At 48.3% G+C, this 24,849-nt stretch carries 15 protein-coding genes and 1 pseudogene; all 16 read right to left on the reverse strand.

Features of this window, described 5'->3' with window-relative positions; all coding sequences use genetic code 11:
- Positions 1-182: 182 nt before the first annotated feature.
- A complete protein-coding gene (locus JMF85_RS17360; protein WP_127606024.1) occupies positions 183-938 on the reverse strand; it encodes an N-acyl homoserine lactonase family protein in 756 nt (251 codons plus the stop codon).
- Between the two features lie 14 nt (positions 939-952).
- On the reverse strand, positions 953-2,128 hold the full coding sequence (locus JMF85_RS17365; RefSeq protein ID WP_054795518.1) for a mandelate racemase/muconate lactonizing enzyme family protein: 1,176 nt from the start codon (positions 2,126-2,128) through the stop codon (positions 953-955).
- A gap of 59 nt (positions 2,129-2,187) precedes the next feature.
- Positions 2,188-2,871: a GntR family transcriptional regulator gene (locus JMF85_RS17370; RefSeq protein ID WP_164751748.1), complete on the reverse strand. Its 684-nt coding sequence runs from the start codon at positions 2,869-2,871 to the stop codon at positions 2,188-2,190.
- A 398-nt stretch (positions 2,872-3,269) separates the two neighbouring features.
- A complete protein-coding gene (locus JMF85_RS17375) occupies positions 3,270-11,729 on the reverse strand; it encodes a glycoside hydrolase family 94 protein (protein ID WP_201318616.1) in 8,460 nt (2,819 codons plus the stop codon).
- 488 nt (positions 11,730-12,217) lie between these two features.
- Complete coding sequence (locus JMF85_RS17380) at positions 12,218-13,966, reverse strand: stalk domain-containing protein (protein WP_201318617.1); 1,749 nt, start codon at positions 13,964-13,966, stop codon at positions 12,218-12,220.
- A 147-nt stretch (positions 13,967-14,113) separates the two neighbouring features.
- Positions 14,114-15,202, reverse strand: coding sequence for a GerAB/ArcD/ProY family transporter (locus tag JMF85_RS17385; protein ID WP_201318618.1), 1,089 nt, complete (start codon positions 15,200-15,202; stop codon positions 14,114-14,116).
- Positions 15,192-15,446: a hypothetical protein gene (locus tag JMF85_RS17390; RefSeq protein ID WP_127606014.1), complete on the reverse strand. Its 255-nt coding sequence runs from the start codon at positions 15,444-15,446 to the stop codon at positions 15,192-15,194. The genes JMF85_RS17385 and JMF85_RS17390 overlap by 11 nt, the downstream gene beginning before the upstream one ends.
- 6 nt (positions 15,447-15,452) lie before the next feature.
- Positions 15,453-16,691, reverse strand: coding sequence for a Ger(x)C family spore germination protein (locus JMF85_RS17395; RefSeq protein ID WP_164751747.1), 1,239 nt, complete (start codon positions 16,689-16,691; stop codon positions 15,453-15,455).
- Complete coding sequence (locus JMF85_RS17400; protein WP_201318619.1) at positions 16,681-18,297, reverse strand: spore germination protein; 1,617 nt, start codon at positions 18,295-18,297, stop codon at positions 16,681-16,683. Before JMF85_RS17400 ends, JMF85_RS17395 begins: the two co-directional genes overlap by 11 nt.
- Positions 18,298-18,341: 44 nt before the next feature.
- Positions 18,342-18,911, reverse strand: a complete 570-nt coding sequence (locus tag JMF85_RS28665; protein WP_141334675.1) for a DUF427 domain-containing protein — start codon at positions 18,909-18,911, stop codon at positions 18,342-18,344.
- Positions 18,857-18,994 carry a hypothetical protein gene (locus JMF85_RS17410; protein ID WP_201318675.1) on the reverse strand — a complete coding sequence of 46 codons (138 nt, stop codon included), beginning with the start codon at positions 18,992-18,994 and terminating at the stop codon, positions 18,857-18,859. Before JMF85_RS17410 ends, JMF85_RS28665 begins: the two co-directional genes overlap by 55 nt.
- Before the next feature lie 41 nt (positions 18,995-19,035).
- Positions 19,036-20,385: pseudogene (locus JMF85_RS17415) on the reverse strand (IS4 family transposase).
- Between the two features lie 391 nt (positions 20,386-20,776).
- Entirely contained in the window at positions 20,777-21,922 is a 1,146-nt protein-coding gene (gene ssuD / locus JMF85_RS17420) for an FMNH2-dependent alkanesulfonate monooxygenase (RefSeq protein ID WP_201318620.1), read from the reverse strand.
- A 27-nt stretch (positions 21,923-21,949) separates the two neighbouring features.
- Positions 21,950-22,777, reverse strand: a complete 828-nt coding sequence (locus JMF85_RS17425) for an ABC transporter ATP-binding protein (RefSeq protein ID WP_236595894.1) — start codon at positions 22,775-22,777, stop codon at positions 21,950-21,952.
- Between the two features lie 16 nt (positions 22,778-22,793).
- A complete protein-coding gene (locus JMF85_RS17430; RefSeq protein WP_236595895.1) occupies positions 22,794-23,897 on the reverse strand; it encodes a taurine ABC transporter substrate-binding protein in 1,104 nt (367 codons plus the stop codon).
- A 38-nt stretch (positions 23,898-23,935) separates the two neighbouring features.
- On the reverse strand, positions 23,936-24,751 hold the full coding sequence (locus tag JMF85_RS17435) for an ABC transporter permease (RefSeq protein WP_201318621.1): 816 nt from the start codon (positions 24,749-24,751) through the stop codon (positions 23,936-23,938).
- Positions 24,752-24,849 lie beyond the last annotated feature (98 nt).

A 24,849-nucleotide genomic window follows, 5' to 3' on the forward strand; every position in this document is an offset into this window, starting at 1 on the left:
CGACTAGCGGTCACATGACTGCCACCCCCTTTAAAGAGCTCCGCGATTTCACACTTTACCGTAGCTCGCCGCCTGCCGTCGTTCGCCTTAGAGGTCGGATTGAATGGGCCATGCCATCTCGTCACCTGTATTGTAACCGCTTACAAAAACACGTTATTAGGTTATCCCTTTCGCAAATTTTCCTACCCTATCGTTAATGATGGATGTTTTTGGAATAATGAATAATCATGTGCGGGTAACAGTGTTGCGTTTTGTTTACGCAACCATTCATATCCGGCTAATACCTCACGATAGTCCGTACAATATCCAATCGGGATGTTGTTTTCAATTTGCTCGTAGAGATAAAAGGCATCCCCCACAATAATAACGGGACCTTCATTGGTTACAACTTTGACTACCATTCCACCAGGCGAATGACCGCCAACCCAATGCATCGATATGCCTGGACATACTTCATACTCATCATCAATTAAAGTCAGACGTCCAAATGCTTCCCCGGCTAAATATGCTAACGGTTCTCTTGGAAAAGCCTTAACAGGGTTGATCGGCAGATTTTGCGGGTCTAATACGTGAAACCATTCTTTGCGATTTACTATAAAATTCGCATGGGGAAACTGTTCTACATTCCAGTAATGATCAAAGTGCAGATGTGTTAATAAAACGGTGTCGATTTCCTCACAAGAAGTACCAACCTCCTTTAATAATGCATTTGTATCTTTACTTGGACTCAAATGATCAAACTGGTCTTTATGTTCCTCCGTATAAGTTTGATCAATCCCATCCATCCCTGTATCAACCATAATTTTTCGGCCTTGACCTTCAATTAAAAAACAAACCAAACAAATTTTTACCGGCTCGTGCACCCCATAGGCATGATCATATATAACAGTACCAGGGGCAAACCAGTCTGCATTTTTTAAAATGCTAACTTTATACATGTGAGTACCCCTTTTTAAAATTCGCTTCCATATTTTGAGATCACATCTAAATTGACTTCAATTCCTAGTCCAGGATTCTGAGGAACCGGCACTTTTCCATTTTGTAAGGTTATCGGTGTTTTTAAAAGCTCATCCCGGAGAGGATTAGGGTTTCTATCGTACTCAACTATAGGTTCGTTTTGTAACGGGACGGTATTTGCCGTATGCGGACTCGGCGGGATCGATGCTAATACATGAAGAGCCGCCGCCAGGGCGATTCCTGACCCCCATACATGTGGAATGACCGTTACACCGAAGCTTGAGGCCAGTGCCTGTATTTTCATCCATTCGGAAAACCCTCCGGAAACGCAAATATCCGGTTGGGCTATATCTACACAGCCTCCTAAAAATAAATCTCTAAAACCAAATCTGGTGAACTCGCACTCTCCTCCCGCAATGGGAATGTTTGTTGAAGATCTAACTTCGCGGTAACCAATCCGGTCTTCTGGAACAACGGGTTCTTCCAACCACATGACATTGAATTTTTCAAGCTCCTTCGCCATTTTCACTGCCGTAAACACATTATAAGCATGATTACAATCCACCAAGAGGGAAGTATTAGGACCAATGGCCTCTCTAATGGTTTTAACCCTCTCTATATCCTCTTCTATTGACAACAGGCCTACTTTCATTTTTAAAATCCGAAAACCCGCATCGACGTAAGAACGAGCTTCTTCAGCCAATTTAGGCAATGAATCTTTGTAATTCAGAACATCCTCGCCTCTGTAGTAACAGCCTGTTGCATAGGCAAATACGTTTTCTCGAAAGGAGCCTCCAATTAAGTGATGCACCGGTTTATTTAACATCTGACCATAGATATCCCATAAAGCGATATCTACTGCACTTAACGCTTCAATATAAGTTCCTTTTTGTCCAAAATCCCGCGTATCTGCATAATTTTGTTCCCAAATTCTAATCGGATTTTGTAACTCTTTATTTATTAATTTTGGTGATAAGACGTGTTTAACAACAGCTGCGACTGGTTCAGGAGGACCATATTGCCCTCCCTCCCCCCACCCAATAATCCCATCATCCGTTTCAATTTTAACTATTAAACTATTTCTCTCAGGAAAAGAGCATTGGGAAGAGAAAAAGCGTTCATTACCTAACGGCGTTCGTAAAATGTACGTTTGAATATTTTTAACTTTCATAATCGTACCTCCTAAAAGAGTTGGGAATTGGCAATGCGGCCTTGCGATTCTCCGTTCATTTATATGGTTCGAATGTTATTTTTCACTGCAAATAGGATGGATTCTTTGGTTCCCCTCACATGTTTCCTCATTCTGCGCTCCGCAAGTTCACCGTCCCCGGCTTGAATAGCTTCAAATATTTCCCAATGTTCCTTGTTGGATAATTCCAATCTTCCAGGAATATGGTATGAAAAATAATGAAATCTCTGAATTTGGTTCTTAAAATCGGAAACGATCGTCAAGATCTTATTGTTGTTTGCAACGTCAAGGACAATCTCATGTAATGTGTTTCCGAGTTCAAAAGACTGATCCTTGTCTCCGTTTTCAAGTTCTTGATCAGCTTTTTTTAGTGCCTCATGCAGCAAAATAATCTTTTGTTCCGTTATCACGCTTGCCGCAATTCTAGCGCTAATACCTTCGAGAGCTTCTCTTACGGTAAATATATCCTCAAGATCTTTTACCGTAATTTCTTTAACCAAAGCTCCCCTTCTCGGAAAAAATTCGACCAAACCATCCTGGACCAGATGCCTGATCGCTTCCCTGATGGGCGTCCTGCTCATCTGAAATTCCTTGGCCAATTTTTCTTCGACTAAGGGAGTATTTGAAGGTAACTCACCTTCCATAATCTTTTTCTTTAATGTTTCATAGACCACAATAAACCTCGAATTGCCCTGATCATGGTTAACCATTGCTTCTTTCTTCACTTTTGCACACTCCATTTGAGTTTCAACTCGTTAACGTAATTCGGTTGATTATTATGATTTCAATTTATGATATTGTGTACAATTACGATAAAATAATTATTATTCGGTATAATACGACGAAATATCGCAAGTCCACTTTTTGAATTGTATACTATTTTATCCGTTTATTCACTTTAACTTTGTTATATTGTATACAATCCTGTTAACGCTTTAAATTTAACATACCCTTCCAAAATAATCAATAACTTTTTTCAAAAAACTGGTTATTGTCACTGAGGGTGTAAGAAACCAAAATTCCGCGAATCCATTCGCAACCTGTGCAGATTACGGCGGTCATCTGGCGTAAAGCAGCATGCCTTACTTCATCCGACGACGACCGCCCAATCTATACCCTGAACCTACAACGTCACAACGACATGGTGGACTTGCCCATCGTCGCACAATTCAACGTAGTAACCGTCTGTTGCTTCGTGCTCCATTAAGACAATTTCTTGTCCGTCCAATTGTAAAGCGGTCACTCCGCTGGACTTATGCAACGGATTGTTGACTGTAATGTGATAGCGCGTCCCGCCAATACGGTATTGGACGGAAAACTCCGGCCATTCACAAGGAATGCACGGGTTCATGTACAACCGTTCCCCACGTCTGCGAAGTCCGAGAATCCATTCAATCCCAGCCTGATACATCCAGCCCGCAGCACCCGTATACCAAGTCCAGCCGGCGTGTCCTTTGTGAGGATCCGCCGTGTAAACGTCTGCCGACATCACGTAGGGTTCACCGGCGTACTTCCGTACTTCATTTGGCGTACGCGTGTGCGTTAGCGGATTTAACAGGTGAAACAATTCAAACGCCTTGTCTCCGTTCCCAAGACGGCACCAAGCGATGATGCTCCATATGACACCGTGTGTGTACTGGGCCCCGTTCTCGCGAATTCCGGGCGGATAACCCTGAATGTAACCGGGACTAGGGTCCGTACGGTCAAACGGCGGTATCAGAAGATGTGCGACGGAAAGTTCCCGATCCACAAGTTCACGATCAAATGACTGCATCGCCTGCAGAGCCTTGTTCCTTGGCGCCGCTCCGGAAATGACCGACCATGACTGAGCGATAGCATCGATACGGCATTCCTGATTGTGTACAGAACCGAGCCATTGTCCGGCATCGGTGAAGGCACGACGGTACCACTGCCCATCCCAGGCATGCTCGTCAAGTGAAGAGACGAGCCGGTCCCTTACATCCTGGTAACGGTTTGACCGCTGCACATCACCGCGCTCCCGGCACAAATCCGTGAACCGACCCAGAATTTCGTAGAGAAACCAACCGAGCCATACACTCTCGCCGCGGCCTTTCGCGCCGACAAGGTTCATGCCGTCGTTCCAATCTCCGATTCCGATCAGCGGCAGCCCATGTTCGCCGAAACGCTGCAAGGCCTTGTCGATTGCCCGCAAGCAGTGCTCGTAAATGGTTCCGCTTTGTTCAGAAACTTGTGTCGGCTCGTATCGTTCATGTTCTCCCTCGCGCAGCGGTTCACTATGAAGAAACGGCGCTATCTCTTCAAATAAGCTGTCATCCCCCGTATGTTCGGCGTACCGCGAGGCTGCATACGGCAGCCACAGTAAATCGTCGGAGAAAAACGTGCGGATGCCGCGTTCCGTTTCTTCATGCCACCAGTGCTGCACATCACCTTCCACATATTGATGCGCTGCGTGCAGCAAAATTTGTGCCCGTGTAAGGTCGGGTCGGGTATGCAGAAGCGCCAATGAATCCTGCAGCTGATCACGAAAGCCGAATGCTCCTCCCGCTTGATAAAAGGCGGATCTGGCCCACATTCTGCTGCTCAGCGTCTGATAAATCAACCATCCGTTCAGCAGGACATCCATCTCCGGGCATGGTGTAGAAACCGAGATCTGGTCCAACACATCATCCCAGAATTCCCCTACGTGTGCGAATGACTGCTCACATACACCGGCTTGGCAGTAGGATTTCGCCAGTTTCACGGCGGCATCCTGCGAATGTTCGCAACCAAGCAGAATGTAGACTGTCTGTTCGGCTCCAGGCTCCAGCGTAAGCTTAGTCTGCACGGCCCCGCAGGTGTCATAAAGTGGTCCCGTTGTTCCCGACAGGCGCTCGCGGCCGAGTGCGGCGGGTTTTTCATACGTACCGTTTCGTCCGATAAATTCATTGCGGTCTGCCGTCCAGGACAGATCAGGTGGCCCGACGGGATCGGTCCGCTGCACTCCGGATTCCGTGTTCAATGACTCCTCTGACGATTCCTGTGGTAGATACAAACCCAGAAAGGCTGTCGCATCGCGAAATGATTCCTGATAGGCATTGCGTGCCAGCAGCATTTGGGCCGATTCGTTCCATTCCGTAACGATGAAGGAGGCGTTCGCCTGACGCCGTACACCCAGCACCCATTCAGCGTAATAGGTGACGGAAAGGCGTCTCCGCTCGGAAGTCCTGTTTTGCAGCCGCAATTTGATCACCTTGACCGGATCATGGAGCGGAACAAAAACGGTCATTTCCTGCATGACGCCGTGTCTCTCGTGTTGAAACCTCGAGAATCCCCGTCCGTGCGAAACCGTATAGGATTGGTCAGTGTGTGCGGTAGACGGAGTAGTAGTCCATGTTTCACCGCTCTCTTCGTCCCGCAAATAACAGATTTCGCCCGGCGGGTCAAGTACAGGATCATTTGACCAAGGCGTCAGTTTGCACTCACGGCTGTTGCGCCACCATGTGTAGCCCGTACCGAGCTCGGAAACAAGGCAGCCAAAGCGTGGATTGGCGATGACATTGATCCATGGCGCGGGCAAATGATTGCCGTTTTTGAGCACGATCCGGTACTCCTGGCTATCGGGCGAAAATCCTCCCCAACCGTTGAAGAACAGCAAATTGCCTACGTCCTCCGGAGGCGGGTTCCCGAACCTGGATAACGGCGCTGTCGCCTCCAGCGGAGCCGGCAACTCTTTTTCCGGCCTCGGCAGCTTGATTTGCGTCTTCAGACTCGGGCCACCCGCGCGAAGGACAAGACGGGCTGCTGCCAGCAGCAGTGTCTTATCCTCGTCCGGAAGCTGATTAGCGTTAAGGATGAACACGCCTCCATGTCCTGCGCCATGCCGGTCAATGCCGTGTTCTACTGCGCTGCGCAGCGCTTCCTGCAAATCCTGCTGGTACCCCCCGGGCGATTCGTTCAGAATGACCATGTCGAAAAGTAACCCCATGCGGCGTAAATACTCGTGTCCGATCAGAAGCTTGGCAATAAATTTCATATTGGCCCGATTCTCGATCCGTACAAGGATAATCGGGCGATCCCCGGACACTCCGTACGACCAGAGTCCGGACTGTCCTTTTATATTGGCAGTGATTCTATCCATCCGCTCCTCCCTCAGCGGCGGCGTATACAGCACCTGGCCTGCAAAGGTTTGAAGGGCCGTCGCCTCGGCGGCAGTGATGTGCAGATGCCTGAGCTCGATTTGACTGCGATTCCATGCAAGTTGAAAGGTTCGTTCCACGACTTGGTTTTCTTGGAATCGGCGGACGAGACTGATCGCCTCCTCCTTCGAATCGGCAGCGCAGGTGACAGCAAACAGTTGAATTTGTTCACCGGGCTCGATGCTTAACTGCCGACGCATGATAAAGGCAGGATCAGCCACAGAGCCCACCGTTCCACGAAGGCGGGAACGGATCCCCTTCGGCTGGGAGATTGTATGCCCGCGGCCAATAAAGCTGGCCCGGTCAGTCTCGTATTCCACCGGTCCGAGTGTTCGTCCTTCCACCATAAGTGAATGCGCCGCCCACAAGGGCTTCTCACTTTCCTGACGAGGCCTTCTCCGGGCGAGGAGACACTCGGCATCGCCCGCATATTCCGTTTCGATAAACAATTTGCTGAAGGCGGGATGCGCATCATCAGCTATAGGAGATGCCAAGGTCAGTTCAAGAAACGTTGTGACCTCCATGATCTTCGCCTCATTCCCCGTATTGGTGAGTGTCAATCGGCGAACTTCCGCATTCCATTCGGGCGACACGCAGACTTCAAGACTTGTCTGCACGTCTCCGTCTGCGCGCATAAATGTGGCCCGATCAAGCGAGAACTGCACGCGTTGTTCAGAGGACGGAACACGGCACGGTTGAAACGCCGGAGACCACACCACGTCACGGTTAACGTCGCGGATATAGATGTAGCTCCCCCAATCGTCCAATACCGGATCCTCCCGCCAACGCGAGACGGCCAGACCTTCATATCGACTGAACCCGCCGCCGCTGCCCGTCATCACGGTCGTATAGGTTCCGTTGGAAAGAATACACACCTCCGGAGTACGCGTGTCTGCGGTAAGGTATTCCCTCAGGGCGCCATTTTGAACCGGCTTTGCATGAGGTACAGGTTCGCGTGCCATTGCAGGGTGTTTAATGATTTTGGGGCGCGCGGGAATACGTTCCTGCAGCAGCAGTTCTGCCGCTTGCACGCGCTTGTCCCGGTGAAACCGTTCGTACATCTTTACCGGCAGCAGCATGTTGGCCAGGGCAAGCAAACTCATACCTTGATGATGGGCCATAAAACTTCGGATGACCATGCAAGTCTGATTGTTCGGCATCCGTTCAGACGTAAAATCGATGGCTTCATAGTAGCCATATTTGCCGCGGGCGCCGAGCTCTTCCATTTTGCGCAAATCTTTAAGCCCTCGACGCTTTGCGAAAGGTAAAGCCAGAATGGCAGCATACGGCGCCACGACCAAATCTTGTTCCAGGCCGCTCTTGAAGCCGAGACCGGGAACTCCAAACGCCCTGTATTGATAGTTCATCTGATAATCAAACGCGTAATAACCGGATTCGGAAATACCGAATGGAACACCCCGTCCATGGGCGTAGTCGATTTGCCGCTCCACCACGGCACGGTAGGTGCTCTCCCAGATGGTGTTCCGATAGGTGCGCATCATGAGCCAAGGCATCAAATATTCAAACATGGTTCCGGACCAAGAGAGCAGCGCGGCGCGCTTCCCGACTTTCGTCATTGTCCGTCCGAGCGCACGCCAATGCGCTACAGACACTTGACCGAGGGCGATGGCAATAAAGCTTGCCTGCCTTGCCTCTGATGCCATCAGGTCATACAGGATCTTATCGCGTTCCTGCAGCGCGGCATGGTACCCCAATGTGAAAAGTTTGGTTTTGTGATCGTAAAGCGGACGAAAGTCTGTCTCGTTAATCAATAACGCGATGCGGGCGATCAGATTTTGCCCGCGTGCCAACCAATTTTCTAAGGCAGTGTCTGCCGATGCTTCGCGGTCCGCCCTCTCTCCATGACCCCGAACTCCTGCGTCTGCCGCTCCTATGGTCTTGTCAGAAACTTCACCCTGCAGTGAAGGCATCAACTCCTCGGCGAATGCCACATTTAAGGCTTCTTCCGCCTTGCCCCGATCCTTCACATACGACTCCGGCCCTTCGTTCGATTCGAAGTCTGTCTTGAGCCACTCGGCCAACCCCTCTTTGACCGTCATTAAATAGCCGACGAAGTTGCCGGAATCCACCGTTGAAACGTACAGAGGAGGTAATGGTTCCAAAGTGGTCGTATCGTACCAGTTATAAAGATGGCCATTCCATTTATCCATGCGCTCAACCGTATCGATCGTACGCTCCAAACGCTCAACCAACCCGGGCGTATCGATAAATCCGAAATCCCGTGCAGAAAGCGCGCAGGCAAGAAAAAGCCCGATATTGGTAGGCGAAGTTCGATGTGCGATCCCATTGGGTGGTTCCAATTGAACATTATCAGGCGGCAGCCAATGGTCTTTTGCGGTAACAAAGTCCTCGAAGAATGTCCAAATCTGGTTAGCCAGCGCCCGCAGCTCTTTCTCTTCATCCGGTTCAAGCCTCCGCTCAGCCCGTTGTATTGGCAGGTCCAACCAGCGGATCGCAAGCGGAGCGAATAACCATATCGCGCAGAGCGCTAAGCCTGTCAACCGTGCCGCTGAACTGCCGCTGGCCGCTGCTGCCAGCGCAAAGACAAACACCAACACGTATCCTTGGTACATCCCCAGAAGCGTAACATGCCGCCCTCCACGGTTGCGGCGTTCAATTTCCGAAGAGCTGACCCATTCAAGCAAATGACGCTTTGATACGAATAACCGGTATAAGGTTCTACCGATTGCGTCGAGCAGCAGAACGGTTTGAAACGGCAGAGTCAACAGGGTAACCATAATTTGCAAAGCCGTCGAAAGCAAGCTTCGGGGACGCCGAATGGTTCGCCGAATCGCCACGAGCTGCCGGATCAGCGGCAAAACCAATGTAGCTGCTCCAAAAACAAACCACCGTTCGGGTGATCCGGGAAGTACGATCATGCCTAACAGCAGTAGAGCGAACAATGCTGGCGGAAATAGACTGCGCCGCAGGTTATCTATCAAATGCCAGCGAGTAAGAGCGGATAAATCGACCGGCAAACGCTTCCCCCGCCGGTCGGAAATGCGGGGAAAGAGCCATGAGAGCAATTGCCAATCGCCACGAACCCAACGGTGCAGCCTCTTCTGATATGCGCTGAACGTAGCGGGTTGGTCATCAATCAATTCAATGTCCGACAGCAATCCGGCACGCAAAAAGCCGCCTTCCAGCAAATCATGACTTAGGACCCGGTTTTCAGGAATACGTTCACACAGAACCTGTGCGAATGCATTCACATCGAATATCCCCTTACCCGTAAAGATACCCTCCCCTAATCCGTCCTGGTACGGATCGGAAACGGCAAACGCGTAAGGATCGATTCCCGGGTCACCAGACCAAAGATAGGCCAATCGCGAACGTAAGGACGATTCGTGGCTAATGCCAATGCGCGGCTGCAGCACGCCGTAGCCCTCGACAACCCGTGTCCGCGAGCGGTTAAGCCTCGGCTGGTTGTATGGCAAATGCAAAGTACCGATCATCCGCTGAGCACTGCCTATCGGAAGCTGTGTATCCGCGTCGAGCGTAATGATATAACGGATGCTCGGAAGAACGCTTGAGTCCCCGACTACGAAGTCGTAAGTCGTATTTGCTTGTCCTTGTAGCAGTTCGACAAACTCTACCAATTTGCCCCGCTTGCGCTCCCAACCCATCCATACTCCCTCAGACGGGTTCCATAACCTGCGGCGTTGAAAGAGGTGAAACGTACTATTCCCGCCCGTATGGGAGTAAGTACGGTTCAACTTCTCAATACTTGTGCGAGCAGCTTCAAGAATTGCGGCATCCTGCGGAAGACTCTCCGCGTCGGCATCGACAAAATCACCCAGAAGGGCGAAGTGAATATTCGAATCGCGGTTGGCCAGATAATGAAGCTCCAGTCGATCTGCCATTTCATGCACTTGTTCGACGGTTGACCAGATAACGGGAATGACGACCATCGTGGTCGCCTCAGCCGGTATTTCATGCGAGAAATCATAGCGCAGCAGCGGCTGCGGTTGCCTTGCGCATTCTATGATCCAGTATGTCGCCGTCACCGCCCACTCACTCACGGGTACGGATAGCATGAGCAAAATCACCGCCCACTCGATCATCGTATAGCTGGCACCGCCACCGATCCACGCAGCGAATCCGAGAAGGGCACATGCAAACAATCCTGTGAGCAGGGTGAAATATACGCGAGTAGCTCGTTGCCATAGCCCGATTTGCGGCAAACGGCGGGGGCTGCTGCATTGTTTCAGCGCGCGTTGCAGCTCTTTGACGCCACTCGGTTCGAGCAGGTAATAAGCGATAAACGCTTGACGAGGCATAACGTCTGAATCTGCCGTACTTCCTGCGGTTCTATTCCCCTCCGCAGCACCATTCGCAGTATCTGCGAAGGCTTGTCCGCGTTCCGCGCACGCCTGTCCGCGTTCCGCGCACGCCTGGTTATACTCCTTCGCTGCTAGCTCGACGACCTGCTTGGCAACCAGATTTTCCGGCACACGAAAGCGGCGGGCTAGTTGCTCAACGCTTGCTCGCAGCGCGTCGCGGCTTGAATCATCAAGCAATGGATAGACGCCGGCGTTTTCTTGCCGCATCGTGTGCTCCACCAGGCAAATTTGTTCGAACGGATCGCGCCAGTCCGAGCGCGTGATTTTTCTCAGACTGCTGATGGCGTTGCCTGTAGTCACTTGATAGGCGGCTTGAAGCTGATACTCATAGGAGACGATTCGATCGAGGCTGTCAGGACCGTTTTCCAATTTGCACATCAGCCATTCACGCATGGTTGCTGAATCGTCTGCCCATTCGCGCAGGTGGCTGACCAGGTGGACGATCATCGGACCGGAGAGCGGCATATCCTGACCTGCTTGTTCAAGTGCAGCCCTAAGCGCTTCGGGATTTAGCTTCGACGGCTCTATTCGCTCCAGCAGCCTTTCGACCAGAGAACACACCTCCTGCCGTTCGCGAATCAGTTCCATGACTTCTGCCAGCCGCCGTACCAAGGCAATCCGTACGATAAGCGGGATCGCCCACGTTTCGGCAATCGTCAAAACCGATACTTCCTGATAAAAATTGATATAGGAAACAAAAGAGTTCTCGTTCAGGTTCCCATCCATATGGTTAAGATAATCGGCACAGATCGAAAGTATCCGTGGCTCACCGGTCTTGCGCAGGTGCGGCAAATGCTGCAAAAAGTTTCCGGTAAGCTGGTTTTGAACGACTAACCCCTGCTCCTCAATGAACTCCGCGTGATCGAGGAACCATTCTTCCGCTGGCTGCGAGCAGCTTGAGCGACGTCCTTGCAAGGAGCGTACGAACGCGCGCAAATTCTCGATGTCCGTAGTAAAATTCCGCCATAGACGACGCTTCGATGGCCGCCGTCTAAGATATGGTTCATGGGTCAGTGCAAGTTCATGAGCTTTTTGTCGGAGTTGTTCCGTATGCAGATTCATAGATCCTCCTAAAGAAAGTCAGAAATTAACCATGTTAAAGAAGTTATTTGTATAAGGTACTGACTCTGTAGCTGTTAAGTTTATAACAGTTAAAACATTCCCAATTTGGATGAAAATTATAAATATAGATTTTGAAGGAGAGTGTGAACGTATCGTGCGGAAGAGCCCAAGGGGCCGGAAAAGGAGGCCAAAGAGCCAAGGATTTAGCCTGGAAGAAGAAGTGCAGCGGTTACGAATGGAGATGAATTTCTAAAAAAGCCAGGGGGATTTCAAAGGAGATGGAACGAGATGTAAAGCTGTGAAGTTATCCAAACTTTTCCGCTCTGCTACCCGCCTCAATGAAAAAAGCAGGTCGCCGCGGCGCCTGCTTGGGTTGTCTTGATGAAGCTATAATTAACCTTTAGAGTGGCGATTAGCACGTAACCGCGGGTTCCGTCAAGCCGTATAGACACCCTCGCCGTACGAACTGTTGTTTGTTAACCCGTTGATTAGGGCTGTGGTCCAGGCTTTTTCAAATAAAATCTCGCCACATCCATTTCATAGGTGCCGCGCGGGTAAGACACCTGGCTCCTGACGGTAACCTTCGTCAAATACCGGTAATCGTCTAACGTATCCACGGTGAACGAGAAGCGGTCTCCCTCGAACGGAACCTCAAACTTCTTATCCAGTTCATAACCGCCTCCATATACTTGCCGTTCCACTAGAACGGTAAGTCCCGATCCGACTCGCTTAGACGCAGTCCCGCTGAAGACAACCTCAGCCGCTTCCGTTTCCGTATAGCCTTGTGCCGGCTGATCGAAGCTGATTCGGCTTATTTCCCCGAATCCGGTTGGATCGGGGTAGTCAATGACGGGATCGGCTGTTTCCGGAGTCAAATTGAACTCAAGCTCTGAGCTGAATAAGATGCGTTGACCGACCTTCAAGTCAAGGTCATAACCGTAGGAGCCGATATCGAACCTAAGCTCCGTTTGAAATTGATATTTGGATAAACCTTTCCGACCTCCGTAATCATAGGCCCCGGCTTCACCGATCAAACCGATCGAGCTGGCGCGGGACGTTCGATCGATACTTCTCCTGTCAAGTATCCTGAGTTCAGGAAATTGACTGACGGTACCCGTCATGTATCCAACAGCATTAGGAGCATAATAATAGTTTCGATAATCTGCAGGCAATCCGTAGTCATCGACTTTGTAGTCGACATACAGGATATCGAGCTTCTTTGTATCCGGATTCCATTGAGAGTTATAGCCAAACAGCTGCTGAAGATCGCGTTCACTAACGAGCACGTCGGAGTCAGCGTCGGCAGGCACGGCTTTCACAGGAAACCTGCCCCTTTGCCCGCCCGACCCATACAATTGGATATCTAATGGATGCTCGGGATAAGCGGTTACGTTAGGTGCATGCGCCATCATGCCGAATATGCCGTTGTATAAACAGAGCGTCACTTGGCCGCAGCCCGAGTGCGAACCCGGACTGGTTCGATCATACCCTAAGGCTTCCCCCATAAAAGCAAGCGAAATCATCGGACTTCCGTCTACGATTTTGCCAATCGTTTGGCCCTGGTATACAACAGTATCGTTGCCAATCACAATATCCTTCAGTTCGATGGAGTTCACCTCGCGAAGAACCAGAGGCGCGTTTTCCATCGGCGGGTATCCCGGCGACTCGCTTTTAGCCGGCGTGAATGAGATAGTCTTTGCTCGTTCATCCCATTCCACCACTCCCATGCGATCCAGGTCGTTTAACCGAATCGCAGTCCGTCCGTTTAAGTTGTACGACGGAATTTCCTGATCCCCATAGTAGGTTCGGATATCGGTATAGAGCACATCGCTGAGCTTCATGCCCACAGGAAGAGCAGCTTCCTGCTCTATCGGCGGCGCCTCCAACGTTTTGGCCGGACGGTTGTAAATGGTCACCTTACGATCCGCAGGCGTCCATACGACGTCAAAGCCGTATTGCCGCAAATCCTCGGCAACAACAGCGGTGTACCCGTCAATATTCATTGAGCGAATGGGTTTGCCCTGGACGTATGCTTTAATATCGGTCGCCAGCACGTCGCCGACATCGTCACCGATGATGGTTGTTCCGTCCGCAGCTTTCGCATCCGCTTGCTGCATCGGCAGCAAACCTGCCGTTAATACAGCAATTGCCGCCGCGGCGAACAGCTTGCGCAGCGAGCCGGCCGGACCTTGACGATCAACCAGTCGACGATGGTCAGCTTTCAATCTTTGCAGCATAGCTCTTCTCTCCCTCTCGAATTCGCATCGTAACCGCTGCCAATCTTCTTAAGCAGTTACCCTGTAAACGCAGCTGTTGCGGGGAAAGTTGCGAGACATAACGGTTTTTTCACGACAGCATGCTTTGGCTCGAGACTTGTATTGCCTTTATTTCACATTCCGAATGGTTGAGATTAACAATAAAATCGCAGGTATACAGAATCCGTGGAGCAAACTGTATAGTGGATAGGCTCCCATAGTAAACCATCTGATTTCAGCCGTATTATGATAAACGAGCATGGACAAGGCGATAACGAATAATCCATAGGGAAGAATGGTGATACGATAGTTTTTCAATTTGAAAAGCTGAGCTGACGCAAGATTAGCGGCATAAAAACAAAATATTAATTTGACAAAAATAGTCATAATCCAAATAATCGCAACCAAAACTTCTACTCGCTCAAAAAAATTACCGACCCTTATTTCTTTGGCAACATCAAATACGGTAAAGATACTTCTCGCAGCAATGTCCACTCCTAAAACCGCTATTGAAATAACAACGATCAAAGTGCCGAATATAGTGGCGAATATTGCAAATAAGGTGAAATACCTCTTTATTTTTCTTTGTTGGATAACGAATGGAAAAATGATCAAAAAAACAACCAGCTCACTAATTGGAAATCCCAAAAAAGGGTATATGCCTTTGACTGGTATTAGCCATCCATCAGGGAGTATGGGTAATAAATTAGACAAATCGATGTTCTTTAACAGCATCAGTGTGGTCATAAAAAAGATGATGATCACCCAAGGAAATAATACTTCACTCGACCTTGTAATCACCTCGAGTCCCAAATATGCGCCATACATGATAGAAAGCATAAAAATGATGTGAACAACGTGTGTGGGTGTTTGCGGCAATACATTCGTTGTAACAAAATCCCCTACGTTTCTAAGTACCAGCGCACTTAGGTATAAAAAGAACGATACATACATGACACCAACCATTTTACCTAACCATTTGCCCAGAATTCGTTCACTATATTGGACGATGGATTCATTAGGGTATCTCATGGATAAGCGATTCCATAATAACACGAACCAAATAATCACGGTGATGCACAAAAGAATGGAAATCCACGCGTCTTGTTTCGCAATTGAAACGATAATGGAGGGCATGACTAAAGCCGTACTTCCTAATGTAAACATGAGAACAGCAACACCCAATTGCAAGGGTGAAATCTTTCCGTTATCCATCATGAAAATCCTCTCCTTCGGTCCAAAGAACAATTGGTTTAACAATGGGCTCCAACAGTGTTCCAATCGCTTTGGTTGGAGATGGGATGGGAAGATCAAGAACTACGCCGATATAAAGGATCACCGCCAATAGCAATACCGATGAAAAAATGATCATCTCTTTTTTCATTTTCTGCTTAAATAACGATCTCCCTTCCCACAAAAAAATAAGGGCTCCGGCTGCAAGTACTCCAATTACTGCGAGCATGTTTTCCTACTCCTTTTTCTCCCTACGGTCATTTCCAAAATAGGATTTATATCTTAATCCTTCTCTTCTTATTTCTGTATCGACTTCAATATGGACAGGGATCTTTGAGAAAATGTACGCCCAATTGTTCATGTTTTTTTTCCAATAAGCCGGATTCGCCTTATATACAGCATCAGCAAAACCGAATATATCCGTTTTCAATTTTTTCGCTTTTTTCACCGCATCCAGCATCTCTTTTTTGATTTGTGCTTCCGTTTCCTTGCCGATTTGAGCAAAAGTTTCTTTATCGGTTAGATCCATGTCTGAGCATAATATCTCCGCTATATTCGCTTCCTGCTTTACATGGATAACAATAGATGGTTGTCCCTGTTGAAACTTCCCCTTCATGCTTGTGGTGGAATGTACGACTTCAACAGCAATGTCGCTTTCTTTCTTACAAGAAACGTTGATGACCGTACTTTTCACTTTATCCTGAATCCATGCCGATCCCCTCGATTCCTTAGGATCTAAAAAATCAACCAGCGTTTGATTCTTGAACACGGCCATGCCGTTTAATTTTAAACTCGCTGAAGGATTGATTTTTTCAACGTTTTTATTATTGCCGCCCTTTTTTATATCCCCGATAATTTCAATACTTCCCATTGATATTTCTTTTTTTCCGGAATTGATGTTTGCGATCATCTCTTTGATACTCATACGATAGGAGGTTCCCAAAATTTGTTCGGCGTTCTCAACGGATTCGCGCATTTTTGTTCCGGGGATCTTTTCTATCGGTGTTTTAATTTTCAAAAGATCGGAAGCTTTTGCACCTTTAGCAACAAGAACATAAAAATCTGTACGAACTTCCGGATCCCTTTCAATAAGATCAAATAAGGGAGTTACTCCTTTTCGCGCTAAATCCTCTCCAATTACAAGCACTTGATTATGCGCAAAATATAATCTTCTTGAGGTTTTATTGGCAATTTTTCGTATGGCTTCAAAAACCGTCCGCCCTGTTTCGCTATATGTGGTAACGGAGCTTGAGCTGCCTCCCCCGCCCTTGCCTCCTCCTGTTGAAACTTCAGCGGGGTTCACGACTTGGACTGTAAGTTGAATATCCTGGCCTTCGCTTGTATCCATGCCCATGGCAATAACCGTCGAAAGTTCATCCAAATATTTGATATCCCAGCATCCCCCCAAAGGAATGAAGAGCAGCAGTATCCATATACAAACAAACATTTTCTTTCGCATCACATTATTCATCATGTCTGGGTTTATCCCCCGGCGGATGGTTTGGCTTCTGATCATGACCTTGTTGCATAAAATCTTCGCTAATCGGAAGCGGATGCGTTTTCATAGCCCAAAACGGAAAACGAAATAACGCATCCTTTTGTTCTTTGAGCATAAACGGAGCAAAAGGTTTTAAGTAAGGAACCCCAAACGACCTTAAGCTGGATAAATGTACCACAAGAAGCAATAAGCCAACAGCAATCCCGTACATCCCCAAAGTGCCGGCAAGAATTAAAATGCCAAAACGCAACAATCGTATGGCAATTGCCAGACTAATGGAAGGAATAACAAAATTTGTGATGGCGGTGAACGAAACGACGATAACCATGGCTGGCGAAACGATGCCGGCTTCCACAGCGGCTTGACCAATGACCAATGCGCCTACAATCGAGATGGTGTTTCCTACTGCACTCGGCATCCTGACCCCGGCTTCACGCAGAACTTCAAATACGATCTCCATCATAAAAGCTTCGATGATAGGCGGGAAAGGGACTCCTTCTCGCTGGGCCGCTAAATGCAGCATTAAGGTTGTGGGTAACATTTCTTGATGGTAAGTTGAGACCGCAACATATAGCGAAGGAAGGAGCAGTGCAATTAACAAAGAAACAAACCGCAAAATTCGCAAAAAATTACCGAAATCAAAACGTTGATAGTAGTCTTCTGCTGACTGTAAAAAGCTGTTGAACATGACCGGAACGAGCAACACGAAAGGTGTTCCGTCGACCAGAATGGCCACCCTTCCTTCAAGTAAGCCGGCAGCTATAACATCAGGTCTTTCGCTATTGAAAACCGTTGGGAACGGAGTCCATATTCCATCTTGAATCAAGTCTTCAATATATCCGGATTCCAGTATTCCATCAATTTTAATTCGTCCCAAACGATTTCTTACTTCCTGCACGATTTCGTCATTGGCGATTCCTTTGATATACATGACTCCGACTTGGGTTAGAGTCACATCACCAATGATTCTTTCTTCGAGCCACAATTTGGGGCTCCTTATTTTTCTTCGAATCAATGAAGTATTGGTACGAATGGATTCCGAAAAAGCCTCTTTCGGACCCCGGATGACCGTTTGTGTGGACGGTTCGGTGACGCCCCGATTTTCGCCTCCCTTGGTTGCGACGGCAATCGCTTTGTTACAACCGTTGAAAAGCAGTACCGAATCTCCGGATAACATCCCGAGAAAGAGATGCTTCCAATTGGATACTTCTTTTACATCCCCGGAAGTTAGCAGTTGTTCTTTTATGATCTGGAATGCCTGCTCAGCATCTATATCGGGGTCCATGTTGAATGCCTCATCTTGTAAACGCATTAACCTTTCCATAACAAAATCAGAGATAATCTTTTGGTCACATAAACCATCCGTAAATGCAGCCGCGGCGCGAAATTTTCCGGCTACCTGAAATTCCCGGATGATGACATCATGACTGTTCCCCATCTCGGATTTGATGGTTTCCATATTCCTAGTTAAATCATTGTGCAAAGACTGATTTTGAAAGGGTTGCAAATCTTCAATTTCCTGGATTTCGGCACGATCTGTTTTCTTTTTTTCATCTTTAGAAACTTTGGAAACATGCCTCATCCCCCCTTACAGTTCAACCATTTGATAATTTTTCCAAAATCCCTTCATATTATTCCATGTTCGAATAAATACAGAGTCAAAAAAAGACTATCGAGACTTTCTCGATAGTCTGAAGAGACCGACATGTGTCTTGTCTTATTCTTATAGCTTCCCCATCTTCCGCGATACGTGTTCGGCGGCCTCAACCACCGCTTGGATCGATCTCTCTTTAAGCGCTTATCGTTCAATACGATTTGAATGTGCCGCGAGCTGGAGACCGCATCCACTCGTTTGTACGGATCTCGGGGATGCACAAAAACTTCTTCCTCTTCCTCCAGCCATGTATCGACCTTGTTCCAATAAAAGGCCAGATACCCACGTATCGCTTCGCTTTCAGGCCGTGGTTGTTGATAGCTCCATACGGCGTTGTCAATAACCCTGTCTCCTGCCTGTATGTTCCAATAAGAGGCGTCTCCCTTCAGCGGGCAATGAGTGGTATGCAAACTTGGCATAAGCAAATCCTTGCGCACATCCGACTCAGGAAAATAATACACGGGAAGATGGCCTCGCTCATGAAGCGTCAGTACGCCTTTACTATCCGCGATTGTCTCACCGCAACACGGACGCGAACCCATCTTGGATTCGTTTCAATCATGATGTTTTTCTTGACAGGGTCGACTGCTTGACAAGACGGCTCTCCAACGGACGGAATGCTCATCGAAATACCTCCTTAAATATAGTCATATAGTGATAATTTACTCAAGTTTCGCAGCTCAAATTTGGAACTAAAGCCTTGATGTAGCTGGGCAAACCTGAAATCCATTGCTGGACTTGACTTAAAACGGCAGACTTCTCCTGTTTGGTCTTCGTTTGGGCAAGCTCAAGGAAAAAGCTGACGATTTGTTGTAACGCTGCTTTCAAATCCAGATCACGGACTTCATCCGAAAACAGAAAAAACAACCCGCCCAATGAACGTTGATCCTGATGATCGCGTCGCTCCCATTCCATCAACAGATAGCGAGTAAAGACAATGGTGGTGTGGCTGATCAACATGTCAAAAGAGCGACCCTGAAACTCGGTTCCCAGCTTCAAGTAAGATTTGGTGAACTTGAAGAACGTTTCAATGCTCCATCTTATTCCGTAAATACGGACAATTTCTGCATCCGACAGTTCGATATCCGTACTCAAAATAGCCAGCCATTCTCTGCGGCAATTTCGGTTTTGGACGAAAACTAACTTGATGGGCAACCCACAGTCGGTTCGGGTGATGATCGAGCCCAAGATCTCCGACTTGGAGGATCGAGGAAGCTTCGCATGTAGTTCCTTCAGGGACATTCGCCTGTCGCCTACTCGGTAGCGCTGTTTCATATCCTTGATCATGCCAATGACATGTAAGCCTTTAGACATCAAACTGCGCAGCAATGGGGCTTGGGTGAACCAGCTATCCATCAAGACGAAGTCGGCCGCAAATCCAGCCTGAATCGCACGATCCAGCATAGCTACGACCGCATCGGGCTTGCGAGAAAACGCCTCAAGACGCCGCTTGTAGCCTTGCGTACGTTTGGACAACTGTTCCTTCATTTCGCAGAAACGATTGGACATTTTAGCAGAACTGAGCATGACGAAATCGATGGGAGCAAAACTGACCAGCCGAGAGTCAGCATGTTGTAACCACGCACGAAACGACCTGTAGTGTGGTTATGAACCCGTGCCAGCAATTCTGCTTTTTTACAACGATTCCGCTTCATGACGGAGTCGTCAACGATGAATGCGCGAACCCGTGAGGAGGAAGTAAGTAAGAGACTCAAAATGTTCAATGATTTTCAGACTAAGCATGTGAAAGAACCGACGCCAAGCAAAACTGGGATGATTCAAAAAACGATAGACGACATCTTTACCCGGGAGTGAAGAACGATTGCTTTCAAGTAAGCGGGACCAACTTCGTTGCTGAAAAACTAGCGTGAAGATGAGCTGGAAAACAGCAAAAGCGGGAAGGCCGAACGATTTATGGATGCCAGCTTGACGAAGAAAATGTCCTATTTTCAAAGTAGAAAACAGGGTTGAAAAGCGTTCTTCACTCTTTTCAGACAGGGAGTTGTGGTGTAACATGAGATTACGCACCTTTCTGTTTGGGATGGTTATCTGGACAATTTCCATTTTACCAAACGTGAAAGGTGTTTTTTTGTCAAGATTGCTAATTTTATGGTGAAACTTCAATAACAGCAACATCTAAGCGTGTTTTTCAAGGTGCGAAACTTGAGTAATTTATTATCTATAATAGATAATAACATCCCTTGAAATGATTCTCAAGCATTATTCCTATTATTCCAATGTGAAATGAAATTCACATATGCCGAATGAAAATAAAAAAAGGAGATTGCAGTTCTCTAATCAGCAAGGATTAGAGGCTGCATCTCCGGTGATCCGGTCCATACAAGGATGGAAGTCGTAACAATTGATAATGGGTAGTATTCCTCTGTACTGACTAGATGGCTCCGAATTAATGTTTGTCCGGAAGAAGCTGCTTGGGCAATATATTTTCAGCTAATATTTCACCCATAGGCTGCAAGGTGACATCGGCCGGACGCTTCGGGTAGGACACCGGAAGTCTTGGGAATAACAAGTCCGCAATCCGATAAGCTTCTTCTAAATGCGGATATCCTGACAAGATGAACGTATCGATTCCCAATTCCCGATATTCAAGCAAACGCTTCGCAACGGAATCAGGATCTCCGACCAGCGCAGTCCCAACCCCTCCCCGAACTTGACCAATTCCCGCCCAAAGATTAGGACTAATCTCCAGCCGGTCCGCGTTCTCTCGAACCAAGCGGGTCATTCGCTGCTGCCCGACGGAATCAAAACGGTCAAACGTTTGTTGCGCTGCGGCGATGTCTTCATCCGTCACATACTGAATGAGCTTATGCGCCTCTGACCATGCTTCCTCAGCCGTATCCCGGACAATGATTTGCACGCGAAGCCCGATCCGGATTTCTCTATTCTGCTGAGCTGCAAGCGCCTTCACATCTTTGATCTTCTCGGCCACCATGTCTGGCGGTTCCGCCCACGTTAAATAGGTATCTATATGCTTGGCAGCGACTCTATGCCCAGCCGGGGAAGAAGCTCCAATGAATAATGGCGGCGACTTATGGTCTAACGGAGGGAACAACAGCTTGGCCCTTTCGACACGAATATGCTTGCCGGTGAAGGTCACTTCCTCACCTGTCATGAGTCGTTTCCAGACGGTCAGGAACTCATCGGTTGCCTCATATCTTTCGGCGTGCGCCAAGAAAATTCCGTCACCGGCCATTTCCACCGGGTCCCCTCCCGTTACGACGTTAATGAGCAGACGGCCCGAAGAGAATCGTTCGAAAGAAGCAGCCATTCGTGCCGCAATACTAACCGATACACCGCCAGGTCTTACCGCCACAAGAAACTTTAATCTCTCCGTAACGGGAAAAAGTGCTGATGCCACGACCCAACCGTCTTCGCAGGCATGACCGGTAGGCACGAGCATTCCTGTGTAGCCCAGCCGATCAACAGCTTGCGCGATTTGGCGAAAATAGGACAGGTCGGTAACTCTGGCGCCTTCCGTTGTTCCCAAAAATCTGCCGTCTCCCATCGTCGGTAAATACCAAAACATTTCCATCTATGAGCTCTCCTCTTCTAATGGTAGTTATTTCTTTATATGCGAAGCTATTTGTGTGAACAGAAATGTTCGCAGTTCCGCGAATTCCCTCGTGGACCGAATATGTTCAAAAGATTCGTCCGCGAATTTCAAATGAAGCGGATTGTCAAAGTCTTGCACAATTCGGCCTGGACTAGGGTGCATGATAATAATGCGGCTAGCCAGCAGAAGTGCTTCATCCACATCATGCGTTATAAAAAACAGGCATTTTTGCGTTTGTCTCCATATCTCGCGCATATGCTGCTGCATCGATTCCCGGGTTAACGCATCCAGCGCGCTGAACGGTTCATCCAGCAAAATAATGTCGGGCTCAGTAGCTAGCGTACGAGCGATCGCCGCACGCTGCTTCATCCCCCCGGATAATTGGTGTGGAAGCAAGGATGCATAGTGATCCAATCCTACAAGCTGTAAGTATTGTTTGACTCTAAGCTTACGCTCCGCCTTCCGGACTTTACCCATCTTCAGGCCGAATTCAATGTTGCCCGATATGGAGAGCCAGGGGAACAGGTTGGCATGCTGGAAAACCACGCCCACCTTTGAATCCGGTTTGTTATGTTCCGTGCCGTCGATATGGACCGTCCCGGTAGTCGGCTTGACATAACCTGCGATAATATGGAGCAGTGAAGATTTGCCGCAGCCTGAAGGTCCCAATACACAGACAAACTCGTTCTTTTTCATACGCAACTGAATACCATCCAGCGCCCGAACGGGTGTTGTCGTATGATGAAACTCCAAGGAAATGTCTTGAAGCGAAATGCCCTGGAGTTCATGCAGGAGAACATCCCGTTCAGCAGCAGCGTTATGTTGACCGAACAAAAGGATCTCCTCCTTCTTATTTTTGATACAAATCGTTACGAATCGCTTCTTGGTATACGCTAATTTCAGGAGACTTGGTAATCGATTTTTGCTCGACCAAAAAATCGGCTGTTGCCTTTAATAGCTTAGCGAATTCACCCGGATTGTCCTTGGTTCCCATATATTTGGCATTCGTCTGGTCGGCTGCGTTCAGCACGATAATTTCCTTCATCGCCTTCAGGCTTTCCTCCGGACTAAGACCGAGTTCCTTCGAAAGTGCCTCAGACGCTTCTTTCGGATGATCGATATAATAGTTGCTTGCTTCATCCAATACGGCGATATACCCTTTCACGACTTCCGGGTATTTGCTGACAAAATCTTTACGAACGACGCCGAACTCTCCGGTTAATGCCCCTTTGTCCGCTATCTGCTTCGAGGTAATAATCACCTTGCCGTCGTTTGCAAGCAGTTTGGACTGCACAGGCTGCCATGTGAATCCGCCGACGATATCGCCACGCTGCCAGGCTGCCAGAAGATCTGGCGCTTGCATATCGATGATCTTCACTTCTTTGGGGTCGACATTCTCTTGCTTAAGCGCAGACAGCAGACTGAAATGAGAGGTCGAACCAAAGGTCGTGGCAATCGTTTTGCCTTTCAAATCTTGCAACGATTGGATACCCGAATTGTTCTTCACGACCAGCGCTTCGCTCTCGCCGATGACGTCGTGAATATAATAAATTTGATAAGGAAGCCCTTGTGCGATCCCGGATGCGCCCGGCGGTGTTCCGACCAGACCTAAATCAATTCCTCCCGCAGCCATGGCTACATTCACGTCGCGACCGGAGTCGAATTTCAGCCACGAAACTTTAACATCCGGGAATCTCTTTTCCGCTAATCCCAGCGCTTTGGCCAGCAGTTCCCCGTTTGGTGAAACCTGATAGCCGATTCTGATTTCTTTAGGAAGCTCACTGGCTTTGCCAGGGTCTTGTGCTCCAGCAGCTGTCGGCTTGGCTGTGCTTTCCTCAGCTGCGGATGGGGAGTTAGCCGTACCGGCACTACCGCAACCGGATATGACCATCATCAACGTAATTAATAATAAGATAGCGGTATGTATTTGTTTCTTTGACTTATGAATCAACAAGAGACCTCTCTCCTTATCATCTTCATCTTCGTGTGTATCTACTGCCCTTCCGTCCATGGCGATGCCCAACGAATAAGTCTCCGGAGCAAGGCGTCAATAAGGACTGCAATAATCCCCATCATCATAATAGCCGCATAAATAATATCACTTCGTAAAAATTTACTTGCGTCCAACACCATCCAACCGATCCCGGATACAGCCGCAATCATCTCGGCAGCTACCAGTGTGGCATAAGTAACACCAACAGCCGTACGAAGCCCTGTTAATATATCCGGAAGACACGAAGGGAATATGACATACAGGTATATATTCCAGCCGGATGCACCCAACGACTTGGCTCCATGGATTCGATCCATCGGTATGCGCTGACTGCTATAGACCGTCGTAATGAACAGCGGTGCGAATGCGCCCAAGAACAGCAGGATGATTTTGGATGTATCGGTAATGCCAAACCAAAGGACTAGCAGCGAATAATACGCAAGAGGCGGAAGCGGACGATAGAACTCAATAAAGGGGTCGAAAATGGCTCGAAGCCACCTCAATCGGCCGCATAGGATGCCTAACGGCACAGCAGTTATACAGGCAGCTGCCAACGCCAGAAACAAACGTTTCATACTGGCGCCAATGTGTCCTGCCAACGACACTCCTTTATAGCCTTCGCGCGCAATATCGAGAAATGCTGTCCAGACCGCAGCCGGAGACGGAACGAATAGCGGGTTCACCCAACCCTTCGTGCTGGCCAGCAGCCATAAGATAAGAGCGATCAAAACGGACAACGAGGAAATACCGTAATAAATCGTGCTGCTCGCTTTAGAACGTCTCTTTTTTAAGTTTCGCACGGGTACTTCTGCCATCCCATCTGTCTACTCCTTTCCATACACGCTGTGAAATTAACCAAGTAACCATAGATATATAGTGGGTTATACTGCGTGGTGTACCCTGCTTAGATGGG

It is taken from the genome of Paenibacillus sp. EPM92 (genome assembly GCF_016586185.1).
Classification (GTDB): domain Bacteria; phylum Bacillota; class Bacilli; order Paenibacillales; family NBRC-103111; genus Paenibacillus_G; species Paenibacillus_G validus.

Bases quoted from the DNA above. Each gene is read 5' to 3' on its own strand.
- JMF85_RS17360 (WP_127606024.1), bottom strand. From the start codon at position 938: ATGTATAAAGTTAGCATTTTAAAAAATGCAGACTGGTTTGCCCCTGGT.
- JMF85_RS17365 (WP_054795518.1), bottom strand. From the start codon at position 2,128: ATGAAAGTTAAAAATATTCAAACGTACATTTTACGAACGCCGTTAGGT.
- JMF85_RS17375 (WP_201318616.1), bottom strand. From the start codon at position 11,729: ATGAATCTGCATACGGAACAACTCCGACAAAAAGCTCATGAACTTGCA.
- JMF85_RS17380 (WP_201318617.1), bottom strand. From the start codon at position 13,966: ATGCTGCAAAGATTGAAAGCTGACCATCGTCGACTGGTTGATCGTCAA.
- JMF85_RS17385 (WP_201318618.1), bottom strand. From the start codon at position 15,202: ATGATGGATAACGGAAAGATTTCACCCTTGCAATTGGGTGTTGCTGTT.
- JMF85_RS17390 (WP_127606014.1), bottom strand. From the start codon at position 15,446: ATGCTCGCAGTAATTGGAGTACTTGCAGCCGGAGCCCTTATTTTTTTG.
- JMF85_RS17395 (WP_164751747.1), bottom strand. From the start codon at position 16,691: ATGATGAATAATGTGATGCGAAAGAAAATGTTTGTTTGTATATGGATA.
- JMF85_RS17400 (WP_201318619.1), bottom strand. From the start codon at position 18,297: ATGAGGCATGTTTCCAAAGTTTCTAAAGATGAAAAAAAGAAAACAGAT.
- JMF85_RS28665 (WP_141334675.1), bottom strand. From the start codon at position 18,911: ATGGGTTCGCGTCCGTGTTGCGGTGAGACAATCGCGGATAGTAAAGGC.
- JMF85_RS17410 (WP_201318675.1), bottom strand. From the start codon at position 18,994: ATGAGCATTCCGTCCGTTGGAGAGCCGTCTTGTCAAGCAGTCGACCCT.
- ssuD (WP_201318620.1), bottom strand. From the start codon at position 21,922: ATGGAAATGTTTTGGTATTTACCGACGATGGGAGACGGCAGATTTTTG.
- JMF85_RS17435 (WP_201318621.1), bottom strand. From the start codon at position 24,751: ATGGCAGAAGTACCCGTGCGAAACTTAAAAAAGAGACGTTCTAAAGCG.